Source organism: Stieleria marina, assembly GCA_007741555.1.
Taxonomy (GTDB): Bacteria; Planctomycetota; Planctomycetia; order Pirellulales; family Pirellulaceae; genus K23-9.
In genome coordinates this window covers 7,145,563-7,167,299 of record CP036526.1, presented here as the reverse complement: position 1 = coordinate 7,167,299, position 21,737 = coordinate 7,145,563, and the positions used below count along the sequence as shown (strand labels likewise).

At 54.0% G+C, this 21,737-nt stretch carries 15 protein-coding genes; 11 read left to right on the top strand and 4 right to left on the bottom strand.

The features are described 5' to 3' along the window. Positions 1-66 precede the first annotated feature (66 nt). The gene (locus tag K239x_RS25405) at positions 67-1,671 is read left to right on the top strand and encodes an Rne/Rng family ribonuclease (RefSeq protein WP_145421106.1); all 1,605 of its coding nucleotides are present in this window, start codon (positions 67-69) and stop codon (positions 1,669-1,671) included. A 61-nt stretch (positions 1,672-1,732) separates the two neighbouring features. On the opposite strand, the gene sthA is transcribed toward K239x_RS25405, so the two are convergent. After that, a complete protein-coding gene (sthA, locus tag K239x_RS25400; protein WP_145421105.1) occupies positions 1,733-3,127 on the bottom strand; it encodes a Si-specific NAD(P)(+) transhydrogenase in 1,395 nt (464 codons plus the stop codon). A 60-nt stretch (positions 3,128-3,187) separates the two neighbouring features. Here sthA and K239x_RS25395 point away from each other — a divergent pair, with 60 nt between their 5' ends. Beyond that, positions 3,188-4,015: a carbon-nitrogen hydrolase family protein gene (locus K239x_RS25395; protein ID WP_145421104.1), complete on the top strand. Its 828-nt coding sequence runs from the start codon at positions 3,188-3,190 to the stop codon at positions 4,013-4,015. Positions 4,016-4,151: 136 nt separating this feature from the next. Then, positions 4,152-5,771, top strand: a complete 1,620-nt coding sequence (locus K239x_RS25390) for a dockerin type I domain-containing protein (RefSeq protein WP_145421103.1) — start codon at positions 4,152-4,154, stop codon at positions 5,769-5,771. 18 nt (positions 5,772-5,789) lie between these two features. On the opposite strand, the gene K239x_RS25385 is transcribed toward K239x_RS25390, so the two are convergent. Both K239x_RS25385 and K239x_RS25380 read right to left on the bottom strand, forming a co-directional pair. After that, complete coding sequence (locus tag K239x_RS25385; protein ID WP_145421102.1) at positions 5,790-7,097, bottom strand: N-succinylarginine dihydrolase; 1,308 nt, start codon at positions 7,095-7,097, stop codon at positions 5,790-5,792. After that, on the bottom strand, positions 7,094-8,515 hold the full coding sequence (locus K239x_RS25380) for an aldehyde dehydrogenase family protein (protein ID WP_419189384.1): 1,422 nt from the start codon (positions 8,513-8,515) through the stop codon (positions 7,094-7,096). The genes K239x_RS25385 and K239x_RS25380 overlap by 4 nt, the downstream gene beginning before the upstream one ends. Positions 8,516-8,805: 290 nt before the next feature. Here K239x_RS25380 and K239x_RS25375 point away from each other — a divergent pair, with 290 nt between their 5' ends. Beyond that, positions 8,806-9,699: an O-fucosyltransferase family protein gene (locus K239x_RS25375; RefSeq protein WP_145421100.1), complete on the top strand. Its 894-nt coding sequence runs from the start codon at positions 8,806-8,808 to the stop codon at positions 9,697-9,699. Positions 9,700-9,767: 68 nt separating this feature from the next. Here K239x_RS25375 and K239x_RS25370 read toward each other — a convergent pair whose 3' ends face one another. Then, positions 9,768-11,450, bottom strand: a complete 1,683-nt coding sequence (locus K239x_RS25370) for an alginate export family protein (protein WP_419189383.1) — start codon at positions 11,448-11,450, stop codon at positions 9,768-9,770. Positions 11,451-12,080: 630 nt separating this feature from the next. Here K239x_RS25370 and K239x_RS25365 point away from each other — a divergent pair. The 7 genes from K239x_RS25365 (at position 12,081) to K239x_RS25335 (ending at position 21,736) form a co-directional block, all read left to right on the top strand. Further along, on the top strand, positions 12,081-13,550 hold the full coding sequence (locus tag K239x_RS25365) for a CmpA/NrtA family ABC transporter substrate-binding protein (RefSeq protein WP_145421098.1): 1,470 nt from the start codon (positions 12,081-12,083) through the stop codon (positions 13,548-13,550). Between the two features lie 206 nt (positions 13,551-13,756). Beyond that, positions 13,757-14,872, top strand: a complete 1,116-nt coding sequence (locus K239x_RS25360) for an ABC transporter permease (RefSeq protein ID WP_145421097.1) — start codon at positions 13,757-13,759, stop codon at positions 14,870-14,872. Positions 14,873-14,931: 59 nt separating this feature from the next. Then, positions 14,932-15,879 (top strand): ABC transporter ATP-binding protein, encoded by a 948-nt coding sequence (locus tag K239x_RS25355; protein WP_145421096.1) that lies wholly within the window; start codon positions 14,932-14,934, stop codon positions 15,877-15,879. 75 nt (positions 15,880-15,954) lie between these two features. Beyond that, the gene (locus K239x_RS25350; protein WP_145421095.1) at positions 15,955-16,812 is read left to right on the top strand and encodes an ABC transporter ATP-binding protein; all 858 of its coding nucleotides are present in this window, start codon (positions 15,955-15,957) and stop codon (positions 16,810-16,812) included. Beyond that, positions 16,813-17,634, top strand: a complete 822-nt coding sequence (locus K239x_RS25345) for a GAF domain-containing protein (protein ID WP_145421094.1) — start codon at positions 16,813-16,815, stop codon at positions 17,632-17,634. It begins immediately after the preceding gene. Between the two features lie 33 nt (positions 17,635-17,667). Continuing rightward, on the top strand, positions 17,668-19,425 hold the full coding sequence (locus K239x_RS25340) for a DmsC/YnfH family molybdoenzyme membrane anchor subunit (protein WP_145421093.1): 1,758 nt from the start codon (positions 17,668-17,670) through the stop codon (positions 19,423-19,425). Positions 19,426-19,456: 31 nt separating this feature from the next. Next, positions 19,457-21,736 carry a molybdopterin oxidoreductase family protein gene (locus tag K239x_RS25335; RefSeq protein WP_145421092.1) on the top strand — a complete coding sequence of 760 codons (2,280 nt, stop codon included), beginning with the start codon at positions 19,457-19,459 and terminating at the stop codon, positions 21,734-21,736. The last annotated feature ends 1 nt before the right edge of the window (position 21,737 follow it).

The window sequence follows — 21,737 nt, the reverse complement described above, 5'->3', positions numbered from 1 at the left end:
CGCGTGCGTCCATGCTGCGAACTACTCGTAGCATCCAGCTCGCTCAACACCCCCGAGGTGAAATTTATGAAACGAGAAATGCTAATCAATGTGTTGCAACCCGAAGAAAGTCGGATTGCAATCCTTGAAAACAATCGATTGGACGAACTGTATGTCGAACGCAAAAGTGTCGAGGCATACGCCGGAAATATCTATCGTGGCAAGATCGTCAACTTAGAGCCCAGTATCCAAGCGGCGTTCGTCGACTTTGGCGTGGGGCGAAATGGATTCCTGCATATTAGTGATGTCGAACCGCAGTACTTTCGTCAGGGCGGTTACGATCCGGCCGAGGTCATGCGCGAATCAGACGAGATGGCCGAAGCTGCCGCCAAGCGAGCACGCGAATCAGGCCGCGGTAGTAAACGTGTTTTCAAAGGCGGTCGCCCTCGTGTGAAGCCTCCGATTCAGGAGATTTTTAAACGTGGTGATGAAGTCCTGGTTCAAGTGATCAAGGAAGGCATCGGCACTAAAGGTCCCACGCTCAGCACGTACATTTCGATCCCGGGTCGTTACTTGGTCTTGATGCCAGCGCTTGGACGCGTCGGAGTCAGCCGCAAAATCGAAGATGAAGACGATCGCAAGCGTCTGAAGCGTTGTCTCAACGCGCTCAATCCGCCTAAAGGGGTTGGCTTTATCGTTCGTACCGCCGGTGCCGGACGCAAAGAGCAAGAACTGCAGCGGGATATGGACTATCTACTGCGGCTTTGGAAAGCAATTGTCAAGCGAGTCAAAGAGACGGACGAACCCGGCGAAATTTATGCCGAAAGCGATCTGATCATTCGTACGATTCGAGATATTTTCTCGGACGAGATCGATCATATTCTGATCGATGAAAAAGAATCCTTCGACAAAGCTCGCGACTTCTTAAAGATGGTCATGCCACGCGTGGTTGATCGATTGAAGTTGTATGAAGGCGCAGAACCGCTCTTTCACAAATACAAGTTGGAAGAGGAGATCATCAAAATCAATCAGCGTCAGGTCAAACTTCCTGACGGTGGATCGATCGTGATCGACCCGACCGAAGCCTTGGTCGCGATCGATGTGAATAGCGGTAATTTCCGCGGTGATAATTCAGCCGAAGAAAACGCGTTCCGTCTGAACTTGGCCGCCGCAAAAGAAATCGCTCGCCAGCTGCGTCTGCGTGACTTGGGCGGTGTGATCGTCAATGATTTTATCGACATGCGAAAAGAGAGTCATCGTCGCAAGGTCGAACGAGCGCTTCGTGATGCGATGGCAAATGATCGTGCACGGACCAAGATTCTTCGCATCAGCCCGTTTGGTTTGATCGAAATGACTCGCCAGCGGATTCGCCCGAGTCTCAAACGCAGCATCTACCAAGACTGTCCTTGTTGCGAAGGTCGCGGGCTCGTTAAAACGGCCGAATCGATGTCGATCGAAGTCGTGCGAAAACTGGCGCTTGCGGTCAAGAATAAGCACATCGAACGTGTTACGGTTCGGGTCAACGATGAAGTCGCGGCTCACTTGAACAACAAGAAACGCCGCAGCGTGATGGAGATGGAAGACGCTGGCGGTATGACAGTTCAGATTCTAGGTAGCGAAGGGTTGTATCCCGAGCACCTGGAAATGGATTGCCGCGACGGAAGCGGCGAACGAGTCGAAATCGATTCGTAGGACGCACTTCATTCCTCGTTCCCGCTAAGCAAGCGGGAACGAGTTGATGGACTTGTTCACGCTAGAACAAGCGGTTGTATCCGTTGAGCGCCGCGACTCGGTAGGCTTCGGCCATGGTAGGGTAGTTGAACGTTGTGTCGACGAAATACTCCAAGGTGTTCTGGCCTTCGGGTTGATGCATGATCGCTTGGCCGATGTGGACGATCTCCGACGCGTTGGCACCAAAGCAATGCACGCCCAGGATCTGTAGCGTTTCGCGATGGAACAGGATCTTAAGCATCCCGGTTGTTTCGCCTGTGATTTGAGCACGGGCAAGACTCTTGAATTGGCTCTGTCCGATCTCGTAGGGCACACAGGCTTCGGTCAGTTCACGTTCCGTTTTGCCAACCGAGCTGATTTCAGGGCTGGTGTAGATCCCGGTCGGAATGTCGTGGATCCGCAAATTGCCATCACGCTGTCCCAGCAAGTGCATGCCTGCTGCGCGACCTTGGGTGTAGGCTGCGCTGGCCAGCGATGGATAGCCGATGACGTCGCCCACAGCGTAAATGTTGGTCACTTTGGTTTGGAATTGTTCGTCGACTTCCAGTTGTCCGCGGCTATTGGGTTCCAAGCCAACATTTTCCAGGCCTAGGTTTTCGGTGTTACCGCTACGTCCATTGGCCCACAGCAATGCTTCGGTTTTGACTTGCTTGCCGCTCTTAAGATGAAGGATAACTCCGTCGTCGAGGCCTTCGATTCGGTCGACCGTTTCGTTGTGCCGAATCATCACGCCTTGTTCACGAAGCGAATACGACAGCGCATCGGTGATTTCGTCGTCCAAGAATTCAAGAAGTTTGTCACGCGTGTTGACCAAGTTTACTTTGACGCCCAAGTTGCGAAACATGGAGGCGTATTCGGTACCGATCACACCTGCACCGTATACCGAAAGCGTGGCTGGTTTCTTCTCCATATCCAGGACCGTGTCGCTGTCGTAGATCCGCGGATGATCAAAATCAACAAACTCGGGGTGGTAGGGCCGCGTACCAGTCGCAATCACAAAGTGCTTGGAACGGATTGGGTCGCAGTCGGTGCCGACAGTGACGGTGTGCTGGTCGACAAATTTTGCGTCACCGAAATGCACGGGCACTTGGTTGCGGTCGTAAAACGACTGCCGCATGTTGACCTGTTGTGCGATGATAGTTTGGGTGCCGCGTTTGAGCTGCTCCAAGGTGGGGCTGACATTGATGCCCATTTCGCGAAACACAGGATTTCGTAGAGCCCGGGTTGTGGCGGTGATCGTGTTTCGCAGAGCTTTGCTAGGGATGGTTCCCCAGTGGGTGCAACCGCCGCCGATCTGAGTGTATCTTTCAGCTACTCCTACTCGCATTCCGCCCTTGGCGGCCTGCATGGCAGCGCCTTCGCCTCCGGGGCCGGTGCCAATGACGAACAGGTCGTAGTCAAATTTTTTGTCAGTCATATTCGATTCGCGGTCTTTGCTAGAACGATTTGCGGAACTATCTCAAAAGAAGGTTTTACGATGTTGATCGCCTGCGTCCAGACCGATGTGGTTTTTGCTGACATTGAGGCCAATTTAAAGCGTGTGATCGAGCTAATCCAGCAAGCCGGCGATGCGAATGCCGATTTGGTCGTGATGCCCGAATGCATGCTCAGCGGCTATGCGTACGATTCGCGTGAAGCCGGTTTGGCCCAGGCGATTGCGCTGGACGATGACGTATTCGACCAAATTTCAGCTGCCGCAGCGACGTACGATCTGCATGTCACACTTGGGTTCTTGGAAAAGAATCAAGACAAGCTTTACAATTCGGCTGCGATGATTGGGCCGCAGGGCGTGGTGGGACACTATCGAAAAATCCATCTTCCCCACTTGGGAATCGACCGCTTCGTCGATCGCGGTGATATTCCTTACCGAACTTTATCCACCGGGACGGCAAATGTTGGTCTGGCAATTTGCTACGACAGTTCGTTCCCCGAACCGATGCGGGTCCTTGCTCTGGCGGGCGCCGACGTCATTGCCCTTGGCACCAATTGGCCCAACGGAGCGTCGCACACAGCTACCGTCGTGCCGCCAGCACGCAGCATGGAAAATCATCTGTTTTTTGTCGCGGCCAATCGAGTCGGCGAGGAAAACGGTTTTGGTTTTTGCGGGTGCAGTTCAATCTGTGGCCCGGATGGCGCGATCTTAGCGAAGTCCGATGACGATTCGGAAACCATCTTGTACGCGGAAGTCGACGTCGCAAATGCGAGGAACAAACGGATCGAACGCACCAAGGATGCTCATGTGATCGATCGTTTCAAAGATCGCTGCCCGCAGTTTTACGGTGGCATTCTCGATCCACCGAGCTAAACAGCGTGTTGTCCCCCTCTGGTGGATGTTTGGCCACTATTTCGGTGGGGGTCGGGTCACCGTACTCTACCCAATGCTCCAGTCTTCGCAGGGGGGATTGGTTTCAAAAAATGCCATGAGTAAAGGGACTGACGCTATGAGAAACACCTTGAGAACACTGTTGCCCGTTAAAACCAAACCAACCTCGCGGAAAGCTCGCAAAGCCACACGAAGTTTACGGTTTCAAAAGCTCGACGCGCGTCAGCTACTGGCCGCCGATTTGATGAATGTTGACAACCCGGTCGACGTCAACGCCGATGGCAGTGTCACTCCAGGCGACGCGTTGGCCGTCATCAATGACCTGAGCGCTCGGATTAATGGTGCCGCTCAAGGCGAGAGCGCAGCGGAGATCAAAGTCTATCCCGATGCGAATGGCGATTCCGAAGTAAGCCCCGCCGACATCTTGATGGTGCTAAATCATCTGGCTCAGGGCGAGGATATTCCGATGATACCCACCGTGACGGTCGACGGCAGTACTGAGAGTGTCAACGAGGGCGATTCGATGACACTGACGTTTGCTCGGACGGGAGCCACGACTTCAGAGCTAACGGTTCCCGTGACGGTTACCGGCCAAGCAGACTTGGATGACGTGACCATCAATACGACCGAGAACATTTCGCTCAGCGAAGTCGGCGACTCGCTTGAGGGCACGGTGACATTCCCTGCCGGTGCCTCGGAGGTCGTGGTTTCGATCACGGCGGTTGCCGACTTGCTTACGGAATCGGGGAGCGAAGATTTTTCGGTTTCGATTTCCGAAGGCAGCGGATTTGATTTAGACAGTTTTTCATCAACTGAAACGGTTGTCATTGTAGATTCATCGACCGGTTCGGATTCGATGAGTCCCGTATCGGGCGACGCAATGCAAAGCTTCTTCGGAACTTCGCTGGCTGGATTTTCGGGAAGCTCGTTGGCGCTGACACTTAGCGAAAGCGATGCTGATATTGCTGTCGACGCTCAAAGCGACGGCACCGTTCTTGTCCGGGTATTTGACTTCGACGGAACAGTCCTTGCACAGGAGGTTCTAAACGTAGCGCCTCAAAATGTCACGTTGACGGTTTCCGGATCCAATAACTTTCTTTCGATGACGGGATTGATCATCGAAAACGACATGAAGCTTCACCTGACCGGCAACGACAATGTGATTGTGTTGGACAGCACGCGCGTGAAAGATGATCTGTTGATCGATAGTGGCTCCGGGGACAGTCAGGTGTATCTTCAAAACTACAGCCGGATCGACGATTTGCTGCAAGTCGATTTTGGCGGCGGCGATGACGTTGTCTATCTTGACCAAACCTACGTTGGCGGTCACATCATCGCAAAACTTGGTGGCGGTGATGACGTGTTCGACATGACTCGCTCGACGGTCAAAGAGAACCTGAAAGTCTACGGCGAAAGCGGAAATGATGATTTGCGACTTGAACGCAGTCAGGTTCGCAACGACCTCTTTTTCTACGGTGGAAACGGCAACGACAATCTGTTTGCGAATCGTTCTTACGTCAGCGATGACGCCATCGTTGATTTAGGAAACGGCAATGACGAAGTGTTTGTTTTTGGTTCGGTGGTCAAAAATCGTACCATGTTGGATGGAGAATCTGGCACTGATACTTTGTTCGCAAACACGGAGGATTTCATTACCGATGACCTGGATGTCGATAGCGTCGAACGCCGTCTAGCTGCAACCGACCCAGGCGAACCATTCGGATTTTTGTCTGCATGATTTCGACTGGCCGCACGACTAACGGGTCGGGGCAAGTAGGTCCTGGATTCGTCGGGCGGCTGCCAAGCATTTTTCAGCGATCTGCCAATTTGTTAGATCATCGCGGTCAAGTGATTCGGGGTAGTCTTCCTGGATCACTTGCCGCAATGCGCGATCTAAACTGGCGGACCACTGGCAGCTCGTTTTCAAGTCCGATAGTTCGCGGGTTTTCATCGGTACGCGGAGACGCAGGCAGGCCGGACCGCCGCCGCCGGACATGCTCTGTCGCAGTTCAAGAAACTTGGCATCCGCAAACAAGCCCTCGTCGATCCAACGCTGCACAATGCTGGCTGCGCATGAGTTTTCTGCGACTTGCATCGGACACAGCAGCGTCGGTCGTTGGTCAGTCGACGAGCTCACGATTTGGCTGTTAAACAAATAGGTGCTAATCGCATCAGTCCGGGACAGCTCCGATTCGGGAATTTCAATTCTGCGCAGGCCATCAGCATGCAGATCATCAAAACGTCTTTGGATCTGTGCCAGTGTGTCGTCGGCGCGGTAGTACGCCGATGCATGGTGCAAAAACAAGTTGTGATGACTCGCTGCCACCACATCATTGTGAAATGCGCCGGCGTCGATTGTTTCAGGGTGCTGTTTCAGAAAGAAGGTGTTTTCCGGCGGCAGTCCATGTTGTCTGGCGACGGCTTGGCAAGCAGCAAGTGTTTGCCGAGGCCAAAACCTGTGAGGCAAGGGAGCTTGGTCGCCATAGACAAAAATATGAATCCCCGGCGATTCCAAATCTGATCCAAGCCTCATATGATTGGCGGCCCCTTCATCTCGCATTGCCGCTCCGCCTGGCAGCGGTGCGATGATCGTTGCGAATGATGCAAACAATCGCTGTAAGTCGCAAAGAGTCTGCTGAGGTTCGATCGCGCGGTGCAAACTGCTACTCAAGTTTGCGACCGTCATCGTAGGGGTACCGTGAGCTGAGTCCACGCTTGCGGTCACCGTGGCGGCATTGGCTGTCCACATCGCGGAGCTGCTCATCACCGCCGAAAGCAGCTCGGGGGCATCGTTTGCAACTTGCGGCAAAATTTCTGTCAGCGAGCCGGTGAACCCAAGGTCATGCAGGAGATCGATAGGAGGACGAATCTGTGGCGGCAAAATCACTTGTGGCACTCCCAGACTGGCGACTGTTCGCATTTTGTCTAGGCCTTGCAGTGCTGCAGCACGAGGATTGGAGGTTTGTCCTTGGTGTTGTTGGGAGGCGATGTTCCCGACCCCCAGCCCACCGAAATGATGAGTGGGGCCGACGATCCGATCGATTTGTGCTTCGACTAGCGTCATTGGGCCATACTCCAAGGATCTGATTCGTCGATCGTTGCGGACTCGATAGATGCAACCGGGTCGCTGCAAAAATCGATCGCGTGAAATCCTGCTGGGCGGTGGTTTCCGCTTTGACCCAATCCGCCAAACGGTAACGTGCCGGCAGCACCAGTCGTCGCTCGGTTCCAGTTGACAACGCCCGCGCCGACTTCGTTTACAAATCGATCGAATCGATTTTGGTCGCCCCCCAGCAAAGCTGCTGACAAACCATAGGGCGTTGCGGCGGCGGCCTCCAATGCGTCGTCAAAAGTCTCGACGCGATGAATCACCAATAGCGGTCCAAACCATTCCAGTGCTACTAGCTGCGACATTGCACTCTCGGGCACTTCGCTGGCGTCCAAGATCATCGGATGCACTAAGTTCTTTCGACGCGGATCATCTTTCCATGGGACCAGTGATTTGCAGCCTAGGCGGATCAATTGATCATAAGTTTCGCGCAGCGAATGTGCGGCTTCAGCTGAGATGACGGGGCCAATTTCTGCGGGCGGCTGGTCGCCAGGCAATCCCACGCGGAGACTTTCGGTTCTGGACACAAGCTCGGAAATCTGATCATCCGTTTCTTTGCCTGCCACGAAGTAGGCTCGCCGGGCACAGGTGCAACGTTGTCCTGCGGAAATGAATGCAGAAAAACTGACCGTCATCGACGTAGCTTTTGCTTCAACGTCCCCCATCACAACGATAGGATTGTTGCCTCCCAACTCCAGCGCCAGCAGTACGTCGTACCGGCCGGCCAGTTGGCGATGAATCGCTTGTCCAGCAGCTTGGCCGCCAGTGAGGAAGACGCCCTTGGTAAACGGCGAATCGATTGCGGCGGTGGCTGGCTCAACGCGACCAATAATCAAGTTGAAAACGTCCTCTGGCAGTCCGGCTGCTTGCCACGCATTGGCCATCCAAAAACCCACGGCGGTCGCCTGTTCGCTTGGTTTCATGACCACGGCATTTCCCGATAGCAAGGCGGGAATGACTTGGCCGCCGGGCAAGTGCAATGGGAAATTGAACGGTCCCAGCACAACGGCGACTCCCAGAGGTTGGTACCGAATGGTTCGTCGCGGCGGACCCTGGTCGACGACCGCGCCGAATCGTCGTTGTTGCATCGCTTCAATTGAAACAGCAGCTTTGGCGATCGACGCGCTGACTTCGCCCGCGGCATCCCAGGATAGTTTGCCGACTTCGTGAACGATCAGTTGCGTTATCTCATCGCGATTGTCCGTCAAATAAGACGCGTACTTTTGGACAATCTCGATCCGACGTTCAACGCCGACGCGTCTCCAAAGCCGGCCCGCCTGATCCGCTCGCTGCATGATTTGCGGCACATCGGCGGCATCGGTTTCACTCCCTTTCCAAACAATGCTATCGTCGATCGGGCTAATTGTTTTCATCTTGTTTCCTCGGCAGGTTGATCGCCAACAACCGCTTACTATAGATGAGGTCTCTGTCGGGAACATGCCGAGGGGGTTCCGTGGAGCGGATGGCAATCACTGGAGCTGACAGCATCTGGCAGGCACACCTGGACAGGCCGCCAAACGCAACGACATGGGAGACTACAAAAGGCAGGTTTTCGGGGCGATCTTGATTCCAGACTCCCTCTTTCGCTACTCTGTGGGATCGCTCGACTCTCAGACCCCCTGTCTCTCGTGCGAAATTCCACGGTTTGGCTATGGACAGCCTTATGTCATCTTCGCAAATCATCATTGCACGCAGCTACGGACAGCTAGGCAACCGCCTGTTTTTGTACGCGCACTTCATTGCGGCAGCACATGAATACGGTGTTTCGCTCGCCAATCCTTGCTTTGCCGAATACGCGCACCTCTTCCCTTCCACGGCCAGTGATCTGTGGTGCCGTTATCCCGTCGTTGAATCCGACGCATCCCAGCCATCGGCAAGGCGCCGACGTTATCTCTCGCAGGCAGCGTACTTGGGCGGCCGGTTGTTGGGCGTGACCGGCGCGATGAAATCTCGCTACGAAGTGATTCGTTTGCGAGGTTCCGAGGCATGCGATCTGGAAGGTGGCCGTTTCGGCAACTCGCTGCGTAGCGGTCGCACGATCTTGGCGGACGGTTGGCTCTTTCGAAGTGAGCCGTTGTTGCACAAGCACGCCGCTGTTGTTCGCGAGCATTTTCAGATTCAGCCAGCGCATCAGCAGAACGTCGACCAAGTCATTTCCAAAGCGCGACAGGGCGTCGACATTGTCGTGGGAGTTCACATCCGCCACGGTGATTACGCGACTTACTTGGGTGGCAAATATTTCTACCCTGTTTCGCAGTATGCTGCGGCGATGCGAAGCATCGAAGCTCAGTTTCCGGCCCAGCGAGTTGCGTTCCTGGTTTGCAGCAACGCCAAGATTCATCCCAATGATTTCGATGGCCTGAACGTTCACTACGGCCCTGGTCACATCGTCGAAGACATGTACAGCTTTGCACAGGCGGATCTGTTGATCGGACCGCCTAGCACCTACACACATTGGGCATCTTTCTATGGCAACGTTCCCTTGGTCTTTATGCAAAGCGCCGACCAAGCGATCAACGTTAGTGAAGCCATGAGCCAACGAAGCCAAGCGGCGTAACGCTATGAAACACGGCCCGATTGCAATGCAACCGGGCCGCGACGTTTTCGATTCAAATCACGTTTGGTTTAAAAACGAGTTTGGAACTGAGCATAGAAGAAATCCGCGTCGTTGTTGGGAACGCCCGCGGTGGTGTCGTAGTAGTCACCGGCTGCAAAGTGTGAGTATCCCAAGAGCACGTTGTTGCGCGGATTCAAGTTGATATTGAACAGCACATCGATTTCGTGACCCAACTCCTTGTCGCCTGCAGCGGTGTTAGTGTTGTACGGCTGCAAGACAACGTCGTAAGGCGTGGTTGCCTCGTTCAGTCGCAGGTAGTGGTACCACAACAGCAGCTTGACTTTCGGGCCCATCACAGGAGTAATGAACTGCATGTTGATGTCTTGGATATTTCGGCGACCGAACAAGTCCATGAATCCAAGGACTTTGTGTGCCAACGGTTGCAAGTGATCAAATCCGTCGTCACCGCGATTTACGTCGGCGAAGTCTTTCTCACCAGATGCGGTGTCGTACCACATCCAAACCGTTGGTTTCCAGTCACCGATTTCGAGCTGACGACCTAAACCGGCCGTAAAGAAATTGGCTGAGTGACTGCCTAAGCCGGGGGCGTTGTCGCCAAACTGAAAGCCACCTTCGGTTTCATAAAGCATACCGCCATCGGTCTTTCCATAAACGCGGGACCCGATGGTGTGATAGCTGAAGTCCACTGTTTGGTTTTCGTAACCAAGATAGTAGGCATCGACGTTTCCGATTCCCAAGCCCTTCTGCGAACCATAGACGCCGTAGAAGTCTTGGTTTTCGTCAGCATCGTCGATTTTGGATTCGGTGGCTGTATTTCGATTTACCGGATGAACGAAGAAACCATCAAGGCTAAAGTCGCCGTTGGAGTACAGACCACGCGCACCATCAAATGTTCGGCGTGTATTGGCCCAGTCCAATGGGCTGATCAGACGCTGTGATCCGTAGAGCAATTCTTGGCGTCCGACGCGTGCGGTCAGGTTGTCCGTCAACTTGGCGTCGATGAACAGGTTCTGGATTTCGCCACGGTTCTCTTCGATTGGACGATTGCCAAAATCTTCACCGCCGGAGTCCGCGTACAAGTATTCGCCGTAAACGCGAATGTTGTCAGTCATGCGGTAGTTGGCAAACAGACGAACACGAGTCAGAAAGAACTCGTCATCGTTGTTGGTCAGCCCAAGGCCGCTGGGGCCTGTACCGCGAAGTCCGGGAACGCGAGCACGGATGTTGTTTTCGCTGTGGTAGCGAACGCGAGCTTCGCCGCCGATGTCCAGTTTGCCACCAGCAAGTCCCTTGAGCGAATCACCCAAGAACGACGGGCCATCGTAGCAAGGATCGTTCAGGTAGCTGAAGTTATTGCCGTAGAAAAGACCACCATAAGCCGCTTTCATCGCAGCGGTCGCGGCTTCCTTTTTCTTCTTGGTACAGCACTTGGTGGTACAGCAATTACATGATGGAGCCGCTGTCACCACCGCGTTGACGGGATTGTTCTGGTAGTAAGCTGGCGGCGGTGCAGGTGCCGCTTGAACAGCTTCGGCTTCGACCGCAACTGGGGTCGCATCGCTGATGGGTTGGGGAATGCCTGCCTCGGCAGCAACCGATTCCGCAGCGACGTCTACGGCTTCCTGCAGCACGACTTGTTGAACAGAAGTATCGCTTGGAAGCTGCCCAACAGACAACTCCGTGATGGGTTGGTCAGCGAAAAGGTGGGAGCCACTAAAAGAGGCTGCCACGATTGCCGCGGCTAAGGCGCGACGTCTCAATGTAATGAGGGCGGACATATGAATCGAATCCTTTCGATAGTGAAGTGCCAACTTGTTGGCGAAGTTGTTGGGTCGAAGGCGAAGGGGAATCTGGTAGTGAACCCGCCAAGTTCGTCGCACATCTTTCCGTCAATCCTTCAACGGAATGCCGCGTTCTGGTGCCGGTACACCAATCCCGAGGCTGGTCCATTCATCGGCCTGTTCGGAGGGCTGTGCACTAAAAAAAGCGTCGAATCGAATGATCGTTAGGGTCGTTACCGCTTAACCGGCTCAGCCTGCGACGGGGGCCACTGAATCCGGACCCCCCGCAAGAAACTTGGGCAATGGATCCAGATGCCTGCACGGGATCCAGGCACCTGCGGAATAAACCGGACGGTTCTGTGAAGTTTCTCTTTTAATACAAAAGTTGACTAAAGGCGAAATCGTGCCCCGCGCAATCGGCAAGTGAGCAAAGCAGCATACCTAGCGAATTTATTTGCAAAGAGTGTGACAACTTGGCACTTGGATTGCGTTCAGCCAATTCGTCGAAATCAGGCGCGTCGACTAAGTGATTTTTCTCCCTTCTTATCTCACACGACCTTATTCAGGTGACAAGTTTTGATGCACACTCTTGCAAAGTTCCGCTTTCTCTTGGGTGCCGCGTTTGTGGCAATGTTTGCAACTGCCCTCGGATGCAGTAGTGATGACATCACGCTGGAAGATCTCGAAAAAGCCGCTGCCAGTGTCGAAATTGACACGGACTCATTAGCCAAGAGCCTCGATAGCGAATCCGCTTCCAAGACAGTTCGTTTGGACGTGGAAAAACCTGATCTGAAGTTTGGATTTATTAAGCTAACGGACTGCGCTCCGCTCGTGATCGCCAAAGAGAAGGGCTATTTCGAGGACGAAGGGCTGAATGTCGAACTGGCCGCTCAGTCCAACTGGAAGGACTTGCTGGACGCCGTCATCAACCGCTCGCTCGATGGCGCACACATGCTGGCGGGGCAGCCGATTGGCGCCACGATCGGGATTGGCACCAAAGCCGATGTGATCACCGCTTACAGCTTGGACTACAACGGTAACGGGATCACTGTTTCCAATGCTATTTGGGAGAAAATGCAGGAAAACGACCCTGCGTTGAAGGCCGAAAAACCTGAGCATCCGATTACGGCTGCGTCGCTCAAGCCGATCGTCGACGAATACAAACAAGCCGGCAAAGACTTCAATATGGGGATGGTGTTCCCCGTCAGCACGCACAATTATGAGATTCGATATTGGTTGGCGGCGTCAGGAATCAATCCTGGTTTTTACGACGATCGCAACTTGGACGGAACCAAGGACGCCGACGTTCTGCTGTCGGTGACGCCGCCGCCGCAAATGCCTTCGACCATGGAACAGGGCACCATTTTGGGTTACTGCGTTGGCGAACCGTGGAACCAAAAAGCGGTTGTGACCGGCATCGGTGTGCCCGTGACGACAAACTACGACATTTGGAAAAACAATCCAGAGAAAGTCTTTGGCGTCACCAAGCAGTGGAACGAAAAGAACCCGAAAACTCACCTCGCTGTTGTCAAAGCGCTCATCCGCGCAGGCAAGTGGTTGGACGAGACTGACGACAAAGGCGTCTTGGTCAATCGTCAAGAAGCTTGCGAAATTCTGAGCAATCCCAACTACGTCGGCGCCGATGTGGACGTGATCGACAACTCGATGACCGGCACATTTGTCTTCCAAAAGACCGACGTCCGCGAGATGCCTGATTTCAATGTTTTCTTCAAATACAACGCCAGTTTTCCACATTACAGCGATTGCATTTGGTTCCTGACACAGATGCGGCGATGGGGGCAAGTCACCGAGTCCAAGCCTGCTGAATGGTATTCCGAAACAGCCAAAAAGGTCTACCAGCCAGAGATCTATCGGCAAGCAGCCAAGTTGTTGATTGATGAAGGGTTGTTGGCTGAGGACGAAATCCCCGCCGACGACTACGACGGTTACCGTGAAGTGACTAGCGACTTTATCGACGGGAAAACGTACGACGCTAAAGATCCCATTGCCTACATCAATGGGTTTGAAATCGGCAACAAAGAGAAGTAACTGGACCGATACGCCGGTGCTTCCTGAGCCCGGCGCCGGTCGAACGCGAGCCCTCGCACCCCGTGGTTTGCCTGACCGCCTCAGGCCAATCACACCAGGTGAAGCGGCTGCTACGGGTCGGGCGTCACGGTCCGGTTACCTGCGCCCGGCCCAGCCGTGGATTTATTTTTTGCACTGAATGAAACACCTTTTCCCCAAGAAACTCTATGAACTGGCGCGGAAAACTACTGACGTTTTGCAAAGTAACGGGCATGCCCGTGCTGGAGCCGTTCGTCCGTTTGGCCGCTGGCGAAGACGTTAAAGAACAGTTGGTTGGAATTTCCAAATTTGTCCTTCTGCCTGCTTTGGCGATCGCCCTTTTTATCGGCCTCTGGTCCGCTGCCGCAAAAACGATTGTTAGCGACAGCGCTCAATTGCCCAGTCCAACCGCCACATGGAATGCCGGCATCGAGCTTTTTGAAATGCACGCCGACCAACGCCAAGCTGATCGTGATGCGAAAAAAGAGAAGTTGACCGAAGCGGTAGAGAGTTTGGCAATGGCTCGCGGGTTCGATGAACTGGCTGCCAAAGCGACCGAAGAAAAGAAGAGTTTGTATGCCGCTGAAGCACAGAAGAATCGAAAACGAGCCGTATTGGCAGCGAACTACACGCCATCAAGTGCGCCGACGTTTATCGACCAGATCATCAATAGCCTAGTCACTGTGGCTTTCGGATTCTTGATTGCAACGGCGATCGCGATTCCTATCGGTGTGATGTGTGGGATGAGCCCCTGGGTGAATGCGGCAATGACTCCTTTCATTCAAGTCTTCAAACCCGTTAGTCCACTGGCTTGGTTGCCAATCGCTGCGGTTGTGATTATTTGGGCGTATTCCGGGACCGATCCTGAGGATGCGTTGTTCAGCAAAGCGTTTTTGACCTCAGCGGCAACCGTCAGTCTATGTTCGCTGTGGCCCACTCTGGTGAACACCACGTTTGGCGTCGCTAGTGTTAACCAAGACTACCTGAACGTTGCTCGCGTGTTGAAACTTTCCTGGGCACAGCAGCTTTACAAAATCATTTTGCCGGCTTCCCTGCCTCTGATGTTCGCCGGGCTCCGCATCAGTCTGGGGGTTGGTTGGATGGTTTTAATCGCCGCCGACATGCTGGCTCAAAACCCGGGTCTGGGAAAGTTCGTTTGGGATACGTACCAGAACGGTTCGTCGGTTTCTTACGCACGCATCACATTCAGTGTGATCGTGATCGGCGCCATCGGGTTGGTGTTTGATCGCATCATGATCTGCCTTCGCAACCTGGTCAGTTTTGGAGACACCGCTCCGGCCTAATTGCCTGCCACAAGTTTCGACAACCTCTATTCGCTTCGTTACACCCTAGGGTCACCGCCATGTCTACTGCCGTTTTAACCGACCCAAAGACAAAGATTCGTGTTTCGCAATCCTCCGCACCGCAACCGATCATTCAGATGCGAGAAGTCTGCAAGGGATTTGGTAGTGGTGTGACCCGTAATGAAGTCCTCACGAACATCAACTTGAACGTTCGTGAAGGTGAGTTTCTAGCGATCGTCGGATTTTCAGGAAGCGGAAAGAGCACGTTCATGAAACTTTTGGCGGGCTTGGAAACCATCGACAGTGGCACGCTGACGATGGACGGTCAAACAATCACAGGGCCCAACCCCGAACGTGGTTTGGTGTTTCAGAACTACTCGCTGCTGCCTTGGCTGACCGTCCGAGGAAATATCGCGTTGTCGGTCAACAGTGTCTTTCGCAAATGGGGACGCGGGGAACGAGCCGATCATGTGGAGAAGTTTATCGAAATGGTCGGGCTGACTCACGCAGCCCATCGACGACCCCACGAATTATCTGGCGGTATGCGTCAACGCGTTTCGCTGGCCCGAACTCTGGCGATGAAGCCCAAGGTCCTGCTACTGGATGAACCGCTATCGGCACTCGATGCGATGACACGCAGCGTGCTGCAAGAAGAGATTCTGAAAATCTGGGAGGAAGAACGCCAAACGTGCGTGATGATCACCAATGACGTCGACGAGGCGATTTTGGTGGCGGATCGAATTGTGCCGCTCAATCCGGGCCCCAATGCATCACTGGGACCGGCGTTCACCGTGGAATTGGATCGGCCTCGCAAATCATCGGAGCTGAATCATAGCGATGCATTCAAGGGACTTCGCAATGCAGTGACCAATTATCTGGTGGCTGTGCGACAAAAGAGTCGCGAAGACGAGGCCGCAACAACGACCGCGCCCAAAGTGGAACTGCCGGATCTGGAACCACTCGCCATGAAATTGCCGCATGTGTCCAGTTTGACCGCAGCGAAGTAACGCACGTAAGTTTCGGCTCTCAATTAAACAATCGTGTGAGAGAACCATCCCCAACACTATCCAAAACTGAGCTCCATGGCTGGCTACGTCGAAATGTATCGTTTGGGAAAAACCTACGATACACCCAATGGTCCCGCTGTCATTGTTGAAGACTTTAATCTCAACATGACGAAGGGCGAATACGTTTGCTTGCTCGGTCACTCCGGTTGCGGAAAGTCCACTGTGCTTTCGATGGTTGCTGGTCTGAATCCGATCACCAGCGGCGGTGTCGTAGTGGCCAATCGTGAAATTGACGGCCCTGGCCCTGATCGCGGGGTTGTTTTTCAGTCGCCGTGTCTGATGCCATGGATGACGGCTTTGGACAATGTACTTCTGGGCGTCAACCAAGTCTATTCACATGGTACTCGCGCCCAGCGACATGACATCGCCGCCTACTATCTGACATTGGTCGGCCTTGGCAGTTCGCTGAATAAACGGGCCAAGGATCTTAGCCAAGGCATGCAGCAGCGGGTCGGCATCGCACGCGCGTTCGCTTTGAAACCCAAGATGTTGCTGCTGGACGAACCGTTCGGCATGCTTGATTCGCTCACGCGAATGGAACTGCAAGAGATCCTGCTTGAAATTCTGATGCGTGACAAAGTGACCACGCTGATGATTACCCACGACGTCGATGAAGCTCTGTTTATGAGCGACCGTGTCGTGATCATGACCAATGGCCCGCGCGCTCGAGTTGGCATGGTTTCTCACATGCCGTTTGATCGGCCTCGCGTCCGCGCCGACGTCTTGGAGCATCCCGAGTACTACGAATTGCGTGGCGAGATGATCCAGTTCTTAGAAGATCAAGACCACAAAAAGCTGAAAGCTGATGCTGCCAAGCTTGAAGCAATGAAAACAGAATCCGAATCCACGCTAACCGAGGAGACGGTGTCTTAAGTGATTGCCACTCGAACCAAAACCTATTTTAGCGACGTCGTGGTGTACGACGCAGTCGATATTCAGAATCGCTTCGCCGGTGACGCGGGGCTAGCTGCTGTGGTGCGCTTGAACGCACCGCAGCTTGTTTCGACCGACGGACAGACCGAAAGATTGCTGTTTCCGGTGTTCAACTCTCGCGATTTGCTTTCAGTGGTTTCCATGCAAATTGGTGAACCTAGCGATGTCGTCGGCGTCACAGAGATTTGGGAACCCGTTGCACCCTACCAAGAGGTGAAACTGGCGGCGGGTTCATTTGGTCCATTGGAAAGATTTCAGAACGTTAGCTCGTTTGTGCGTTTTGAAAAAGGCAACGGTCTGCCCGGTCAGGTTTGGGAAACCGGTCAAAGTGTGATCCACGACGACTTAGCAAATCACCCCGGTTTTTTGCGTGCAGCGGGAGCTTCGGCGGGTTCGTTGCAAACGGCCATTGGCATTCCCGTTTTCTCAGACCACTTTATCGCGACCGTGGTCTTGATCGGATCGGTCAAAGCTCCCGTCGCAACTGCCTGCGAAGTGTGGGGACGAAGTGGTGATCAGTTTGAATTGCAGTCGGCCGTTTATCAGCCGTTTGCCGATGAATCTCAGTTCGACATTGGGCACACGCTGTCGCCGGAGACCGGATTGCTTGAACTGGTTTGCCAACACAGAGGTGCGGTGACTTCGTCCGACTCGGACACACTAATGGCTGATCGCGATGGCTGGAAAGCGTTCTCATCGGGCTTGGCCATCCCAAGTTATATCGATGGAAAAATCGCTTCCGTCACCAAGCTGCTGTTTTAGAGTCCCTTTGCACAACAAGAGTTTGAAAAAAACATGTCGATCGCATCCACAAAGACCGCAGCAGGGCCGGATTTTATCTCTGCCTTGATCGACGACCAGCAGTCGTTGACCGCGGTGGAGCGATTCAGTGCTCTGCATGAAACCGGCAAAATTGCTCCCGACGGTCCGGCTCAAGAACGATACTACCGCGATCTGTTGCCGGCTTCGCCACCGTCGCCAGAAGAACAGTTTGCGTTTGAAGTTGACTTGGACAAATGCAGTGGGTGCAAAGCCTGCGTTGTGGCCTGTCACACCATGAATGGTTTGGAGGAAGAAGAGTCGTGGCGCCGGGTCGGCACAGTCACGATTGGTGTTCCATCCAGCGAAGCGACCATCCCAAATTCGGCAGTGCCACAGGCGTTGGCAGAAACGGCACCGATCTTGCCAATGATCCAGCATGTCACCACCGCATGCCATCACTGCGAAGACCCGGGCTGTCTGAATGGGTGTCCCGTTCGAGCGTACGAGAAAGACCCTGCGACGGGGATTGTGCGACATTTGGACGATCAGTGCATCGGTTGTAAGTATTGCACGATGATGTGTCCCTACGAAGTTCCGCAGTACAGTGATCGCTTGGGGATTGTTCGTAAATGCGACATGTGCCATCAGCGTTTGAGCGTTGGCGAGGCTCCTGCTTGTGTTCAGTCGTGCCCCAACGAAGCCATTGCGATTCGCACTGTTCCACGCATCCAAGAACCTGTCCAAGGCGATCGAATCGCGCCGGGTGCCCCTGTATCGACGATTACCAAGCCAACTACACGCTACGTCGGTCGTGAAATGAATGCGGCCACTTCGGTTCCGCAAGATGCTGGCGTCGACGAAGTCGCAGAGAGTCACTGGCCTCTGGCTGTCATGCTGGTCGCAACCCAAGTCAGCGTGGGCATGATTGCAGTCGAAAGGATCTTTTCCGCGGTGTTGTACCTTGCTGGTGGTTCGGTCGATGCATCCGTGGTCCGCTGGAACTCAACGTTGGCCTTGGTAATCGGCATTGTCGGTTTGAATTTGGCGTCGCTGCACTTAGGGCAACCACTGCGAGCTTGGCGAGTGTTTTTGGGGCTGCGTACAAGCTGGCTTAGCCGCGAAGCCGTCGTGCTTGGTAAATACGTTGGTTTGCTAAGCGTTGCCGTCTCACTGCTTTGGATGCCGATGTTTGCCGACTGGGTTCCAGAGGCTGTGACGAACTTGATTCCCGCTCGGGCAGGCAGTGTGACGCTCGCATTAGCAATCCCCGTAGGCCTCACTGGTCTGTACTGCAGTGCGATGATTTACATCGCGACTCGCCGTCAACTTTGGCGGTTCAGTCGCACACTGATCCGCTTCATTGGGACCACGGTCATTTCAGGTATGGCGTTCGCCGCAGCTGTCTACGCGGCTGGCGGCAACACGACCGTTGCTTTCCTAATCGCGTTGTCCGCAACGATGTTTTTGGCCGCCAAGCTGTTGTTCGAACATCGCATTCTTGTGCAACGCGAACCCGAGGCAGACGATGAAGATGAGTTCGCTCGTTTCGATGCCCGGTCTAAAACGCTCGTTAGAAAAGATCTCTGGCGACTGGTTCAAGCCCGCTCTGGCACCGCCGTGATCGGTGGACTGGTTTTGGCAATTGGGGGATTGGTCGCTCTGTTTGCCGGGACCACTGGATGTGCACTGATCGCAGTGGGCGCGGTGCTTGTATCTGCAGGTGAACTTGGCGAACGCTTACTGTACTTCACCAGTGTCGTCTACGACCGCATGCCGGGGACGTTCCGATGAAAAAATTTCTCGCATTCAAGGAATTGACGGCATGAGTACGACAACTCCCGAAACCAAGTCTACAGACACCACGTCGCTCACTCAGCGGAGCGATGCGTCGAAATTTCAGCTTCCGCAATTGCTGCAGGCTCGCGATGGAAAGATGACTCGCGAACTATTGCTGTCCCCCGGAGAACATGGTTTGGGCATGACGCCTGAGCCGATGGCTGCCGACACAACGACGACCGCGACGTGCGGTTACTGCAGCACCGGCTGCGGTCTGCGCTTGCACGTTCGCGATGGGGAAGCCGTCGGTTTAACGCCAGAAACCAACTATCCGGTCAACTTGGGAATGGCTTGTCCCAAAGGCTGGGAAGCTTTGAGGATTTTGGAGAGCGACGACCGTGCGACTTCGCCGATGAAGCGAAACCCTGATGGAGGATTTCATGCAGTTTCTTGGGACGACGCACTGAAGGAGTTTACCGAAAAATTCAAACACACGATGGATCAGCACGGTGCGGGATCGGTTGCGTTTTTGAGTACCGGTCAGATTCCGTCCGAGGAAATGGCGTTTCTGGGCGCCTTGGCCAAATTTGGCATGGGATTTATCCACGGGGATGGCAACACACGGCAGTGCATGGCGACCGCCGTGACTGCTTACAAAGAATCGTTCGGGTTTGATGCTCCGCCGTACACGTACGATGATTACGAACAAAGCGACGTGATGGTGTTTGTCGGAGCGAATCCCTGCATCGCGCACCCGATTCAGTGGGAACGAGTTTTACGCAATCCCAACAACCCCGAGATCATTGTCATCGACCCGCGCCGTACGGAAACTGCGATGGCGGCTTCGCAGCACATGCAGCTGACTCCCAAGAGCGATTTGGCACTGCTTTATGCGATCACCGACCAAGTCATCCAGCGCGGCTACGTCGACGAATCGTATGTAGCTGCCAGCACCAGCGGATTCGATCAGCTTGCTGAGCACGTTTCGCGATTTTCACTCGATACCGTCGCAGCATCATCGGGGGTTTCTGCAGAACAAATCATATCCGTCGCTGACTCTATCGGTCGTGGTCGTGCGGTGTCGCTATGGTGGACGATGGGTGTCAATCAGAGCTACGAAGGCACTCGAGTTGCTCAGGCAATCATTAACCTCGCGCTTATTACCGGGAACATGGGCCGCCCAGGTACGGGAGCCAATAGCATTACGGGACAGTGCAATGCGATGGGGTCACGACTGTGGAGCAACACAACCAATCTGATTGGTCATCACGATTTTGCGTCGCCCGAAGATCGCAGTAAAGTTGCCGAGACGCTTTCGATTCCAGTCGAAAACATTCCCGCCGATAAAGGCTGGGCCTACGATCGGATCATGGAAGGGATTCGCCGAGGCGAGATCAAGGCGTTGTGGGTGATTGCGACCAACCCTGCGCATTCTTGGATCAATCAGGGTGACGCTCGCGAACTGCTGGATCAGTTGGATTTCTTGGTCGTGCAAGACATGTATCATTCCACGGAAACGGCACGCCATGCCGATCTGATTTTGCCAGCGTCCGGTTGGGGAGAAAAGGACGGCACGTTTATCAATAGTGAACGCCGCTACGGCTTGCTGAAAAAAGTTCGCAAGGCCCCAGGCGAGGCTCTCTCGGATTTCAATATTTTTAAAGCTGTCGCCCACTACTGGGGCGTGGGAGAAATGTTCGCTCAGTGGTCGGATCCCGAAGCAGTCTTTAGCTTGATGCAATCGCTCAGCCGTGACAAATGGTGTGATATCACTGGAATCGATGGCTACGAGCAAATTGATCGTTGTGGAGGAATCCAATGGCCTTGGTCTGAATCAGCCGCTGCCGATGACGTCGACCCGCCGCAGCAACGTCGTTTGTTTGAAGACGGGAAGTTTCCCTATCCGGATGGTCGCGCTCGATTGATTGTAGACGAGATTACACCACCTCCTGAATCACCTTGCGATAACTATCCGACTTGGTTGCTGACAGGCCGCGGGACGGTCAGCCAATGGCATACGCAGACGCGGACGAGTAAGAGTCCCGTGCTGCGGAAACTCTATCCCATTCAACCTTACATCGAATTGCACCCGACAGATGCTGGCGATTTGGATGTCGTCAATGGTGACCAAGTGCGAATCCAGTCGCGGCGTGGCGAAGCTGTGGCGAACGCCATGGTGGTACCAACGGTGTCGCCAGGACAGTCGTTTATGCCGATGCACTATGAAGCAACTAACCAATTGACACTCTCGCATTTCGATCCGCATAGCGGTCAACCCAGTTACAAAGATTGCGCCGTCAAGATCACCAAGATCGATTCGGTGTAAG

What these genes read in the sequence shown, in the direction of transcription:
- K239x_RS25405 (WP_145421106.1), top strand. Translation starts at nt 67, where the DNA reads ATGAAACGAGAAATGCTAATCAATGTGTTGCAACCCGAAGAAAGTCGG.
- sthA (WP_145421105.1), bottom strand. Translation starts at nt 3,127, where the DNA reads ATGACTGACAAAAAATTTGACTACGACCTGTTCGTCATTGGCACCGGC.
- K239x_RS25395 (WP_145421104.1), top strand. Translation starts at nt 3,188, where the DNA reads ATGTTGATCGCCTGCGTCCAGACCGATGTGGTTTTTGCTGACATTGAG.
- K239x_RS25390 (WP_145421103.1), top strand. Translation starts at nt 4,152, where the DNA reads ATGAGAAACACCTTGAGAACACTGTTGCCCGTTAAAACCAAACCAACC.
- K239x_RS25385 (WP_145421102.1), bottom strand. Translation starts at nt 7,097, where the DNA reads ATGACGCTAGTCGAAGCACAAATCGATCGGATCGTCGGCCCCACTCAT.
- K239x_RS25380 (WP_419189384.1), bottom strand. Translation starts at nt 8,515, where the DNA reads ATGAAAACAATTAGCCCGATCGACGATAGCATTGTTTGGAAAGGGAGT.
- K239x_RS25375 (WP_145421100.1), top strand. Translation starts at nt 8,806, where the DNA reads ATGTCATCTTCGCAAATCATCATTGCACGCAGCTACGGACAGCTAGGC.
- K239x_RS25365 (WP_145421098.1), top strand. Translation starts at nt 12,081, where the DNA reads ATGCACACTCTTGCAAAGTTCCGCTTTCTCTTGGGTGCCGCGTTTGTG.
- K239x_RS25360 (WP_145421097.1), top strand. Translation starts at nt 13,757, where the DNA reads ATGAACTGGCGCGGAAAACTACTGACGTTTTGCAAAGTAACGGGCATG.
- K239x_RS25355 (WP_145421096.1), top strand. Translation starts at nt 14,932, where the DNA reads ATGTCTACTGCCGTTTTAACCGACCCAAAGACAAAGATTCGTGTTTCG.
- K239x_RS25350 (WP_145421095.1), top strand. Translation starts at nt 15,955, where the DNA reads ATGGCTGGCTACGTCGAAATGTATCGTTTGGGAAAAACCTACGATACA.
- K239x_RS25340 (WP_145421093.1), top strand. Translation starts at nt 17,668, where the DNA reads ATGTCGATCGCATCCACAAAGACCGCAGCAGGGCCGGATTTTATCTCT.
- K239x_RS25335 (WP_145421092.1), top strand. Translation starts at nt 19,457, where the DNA reads ATGAGTACGACAACTCCCGAAACCAAGTCTACAGACACCACGTCGCTC.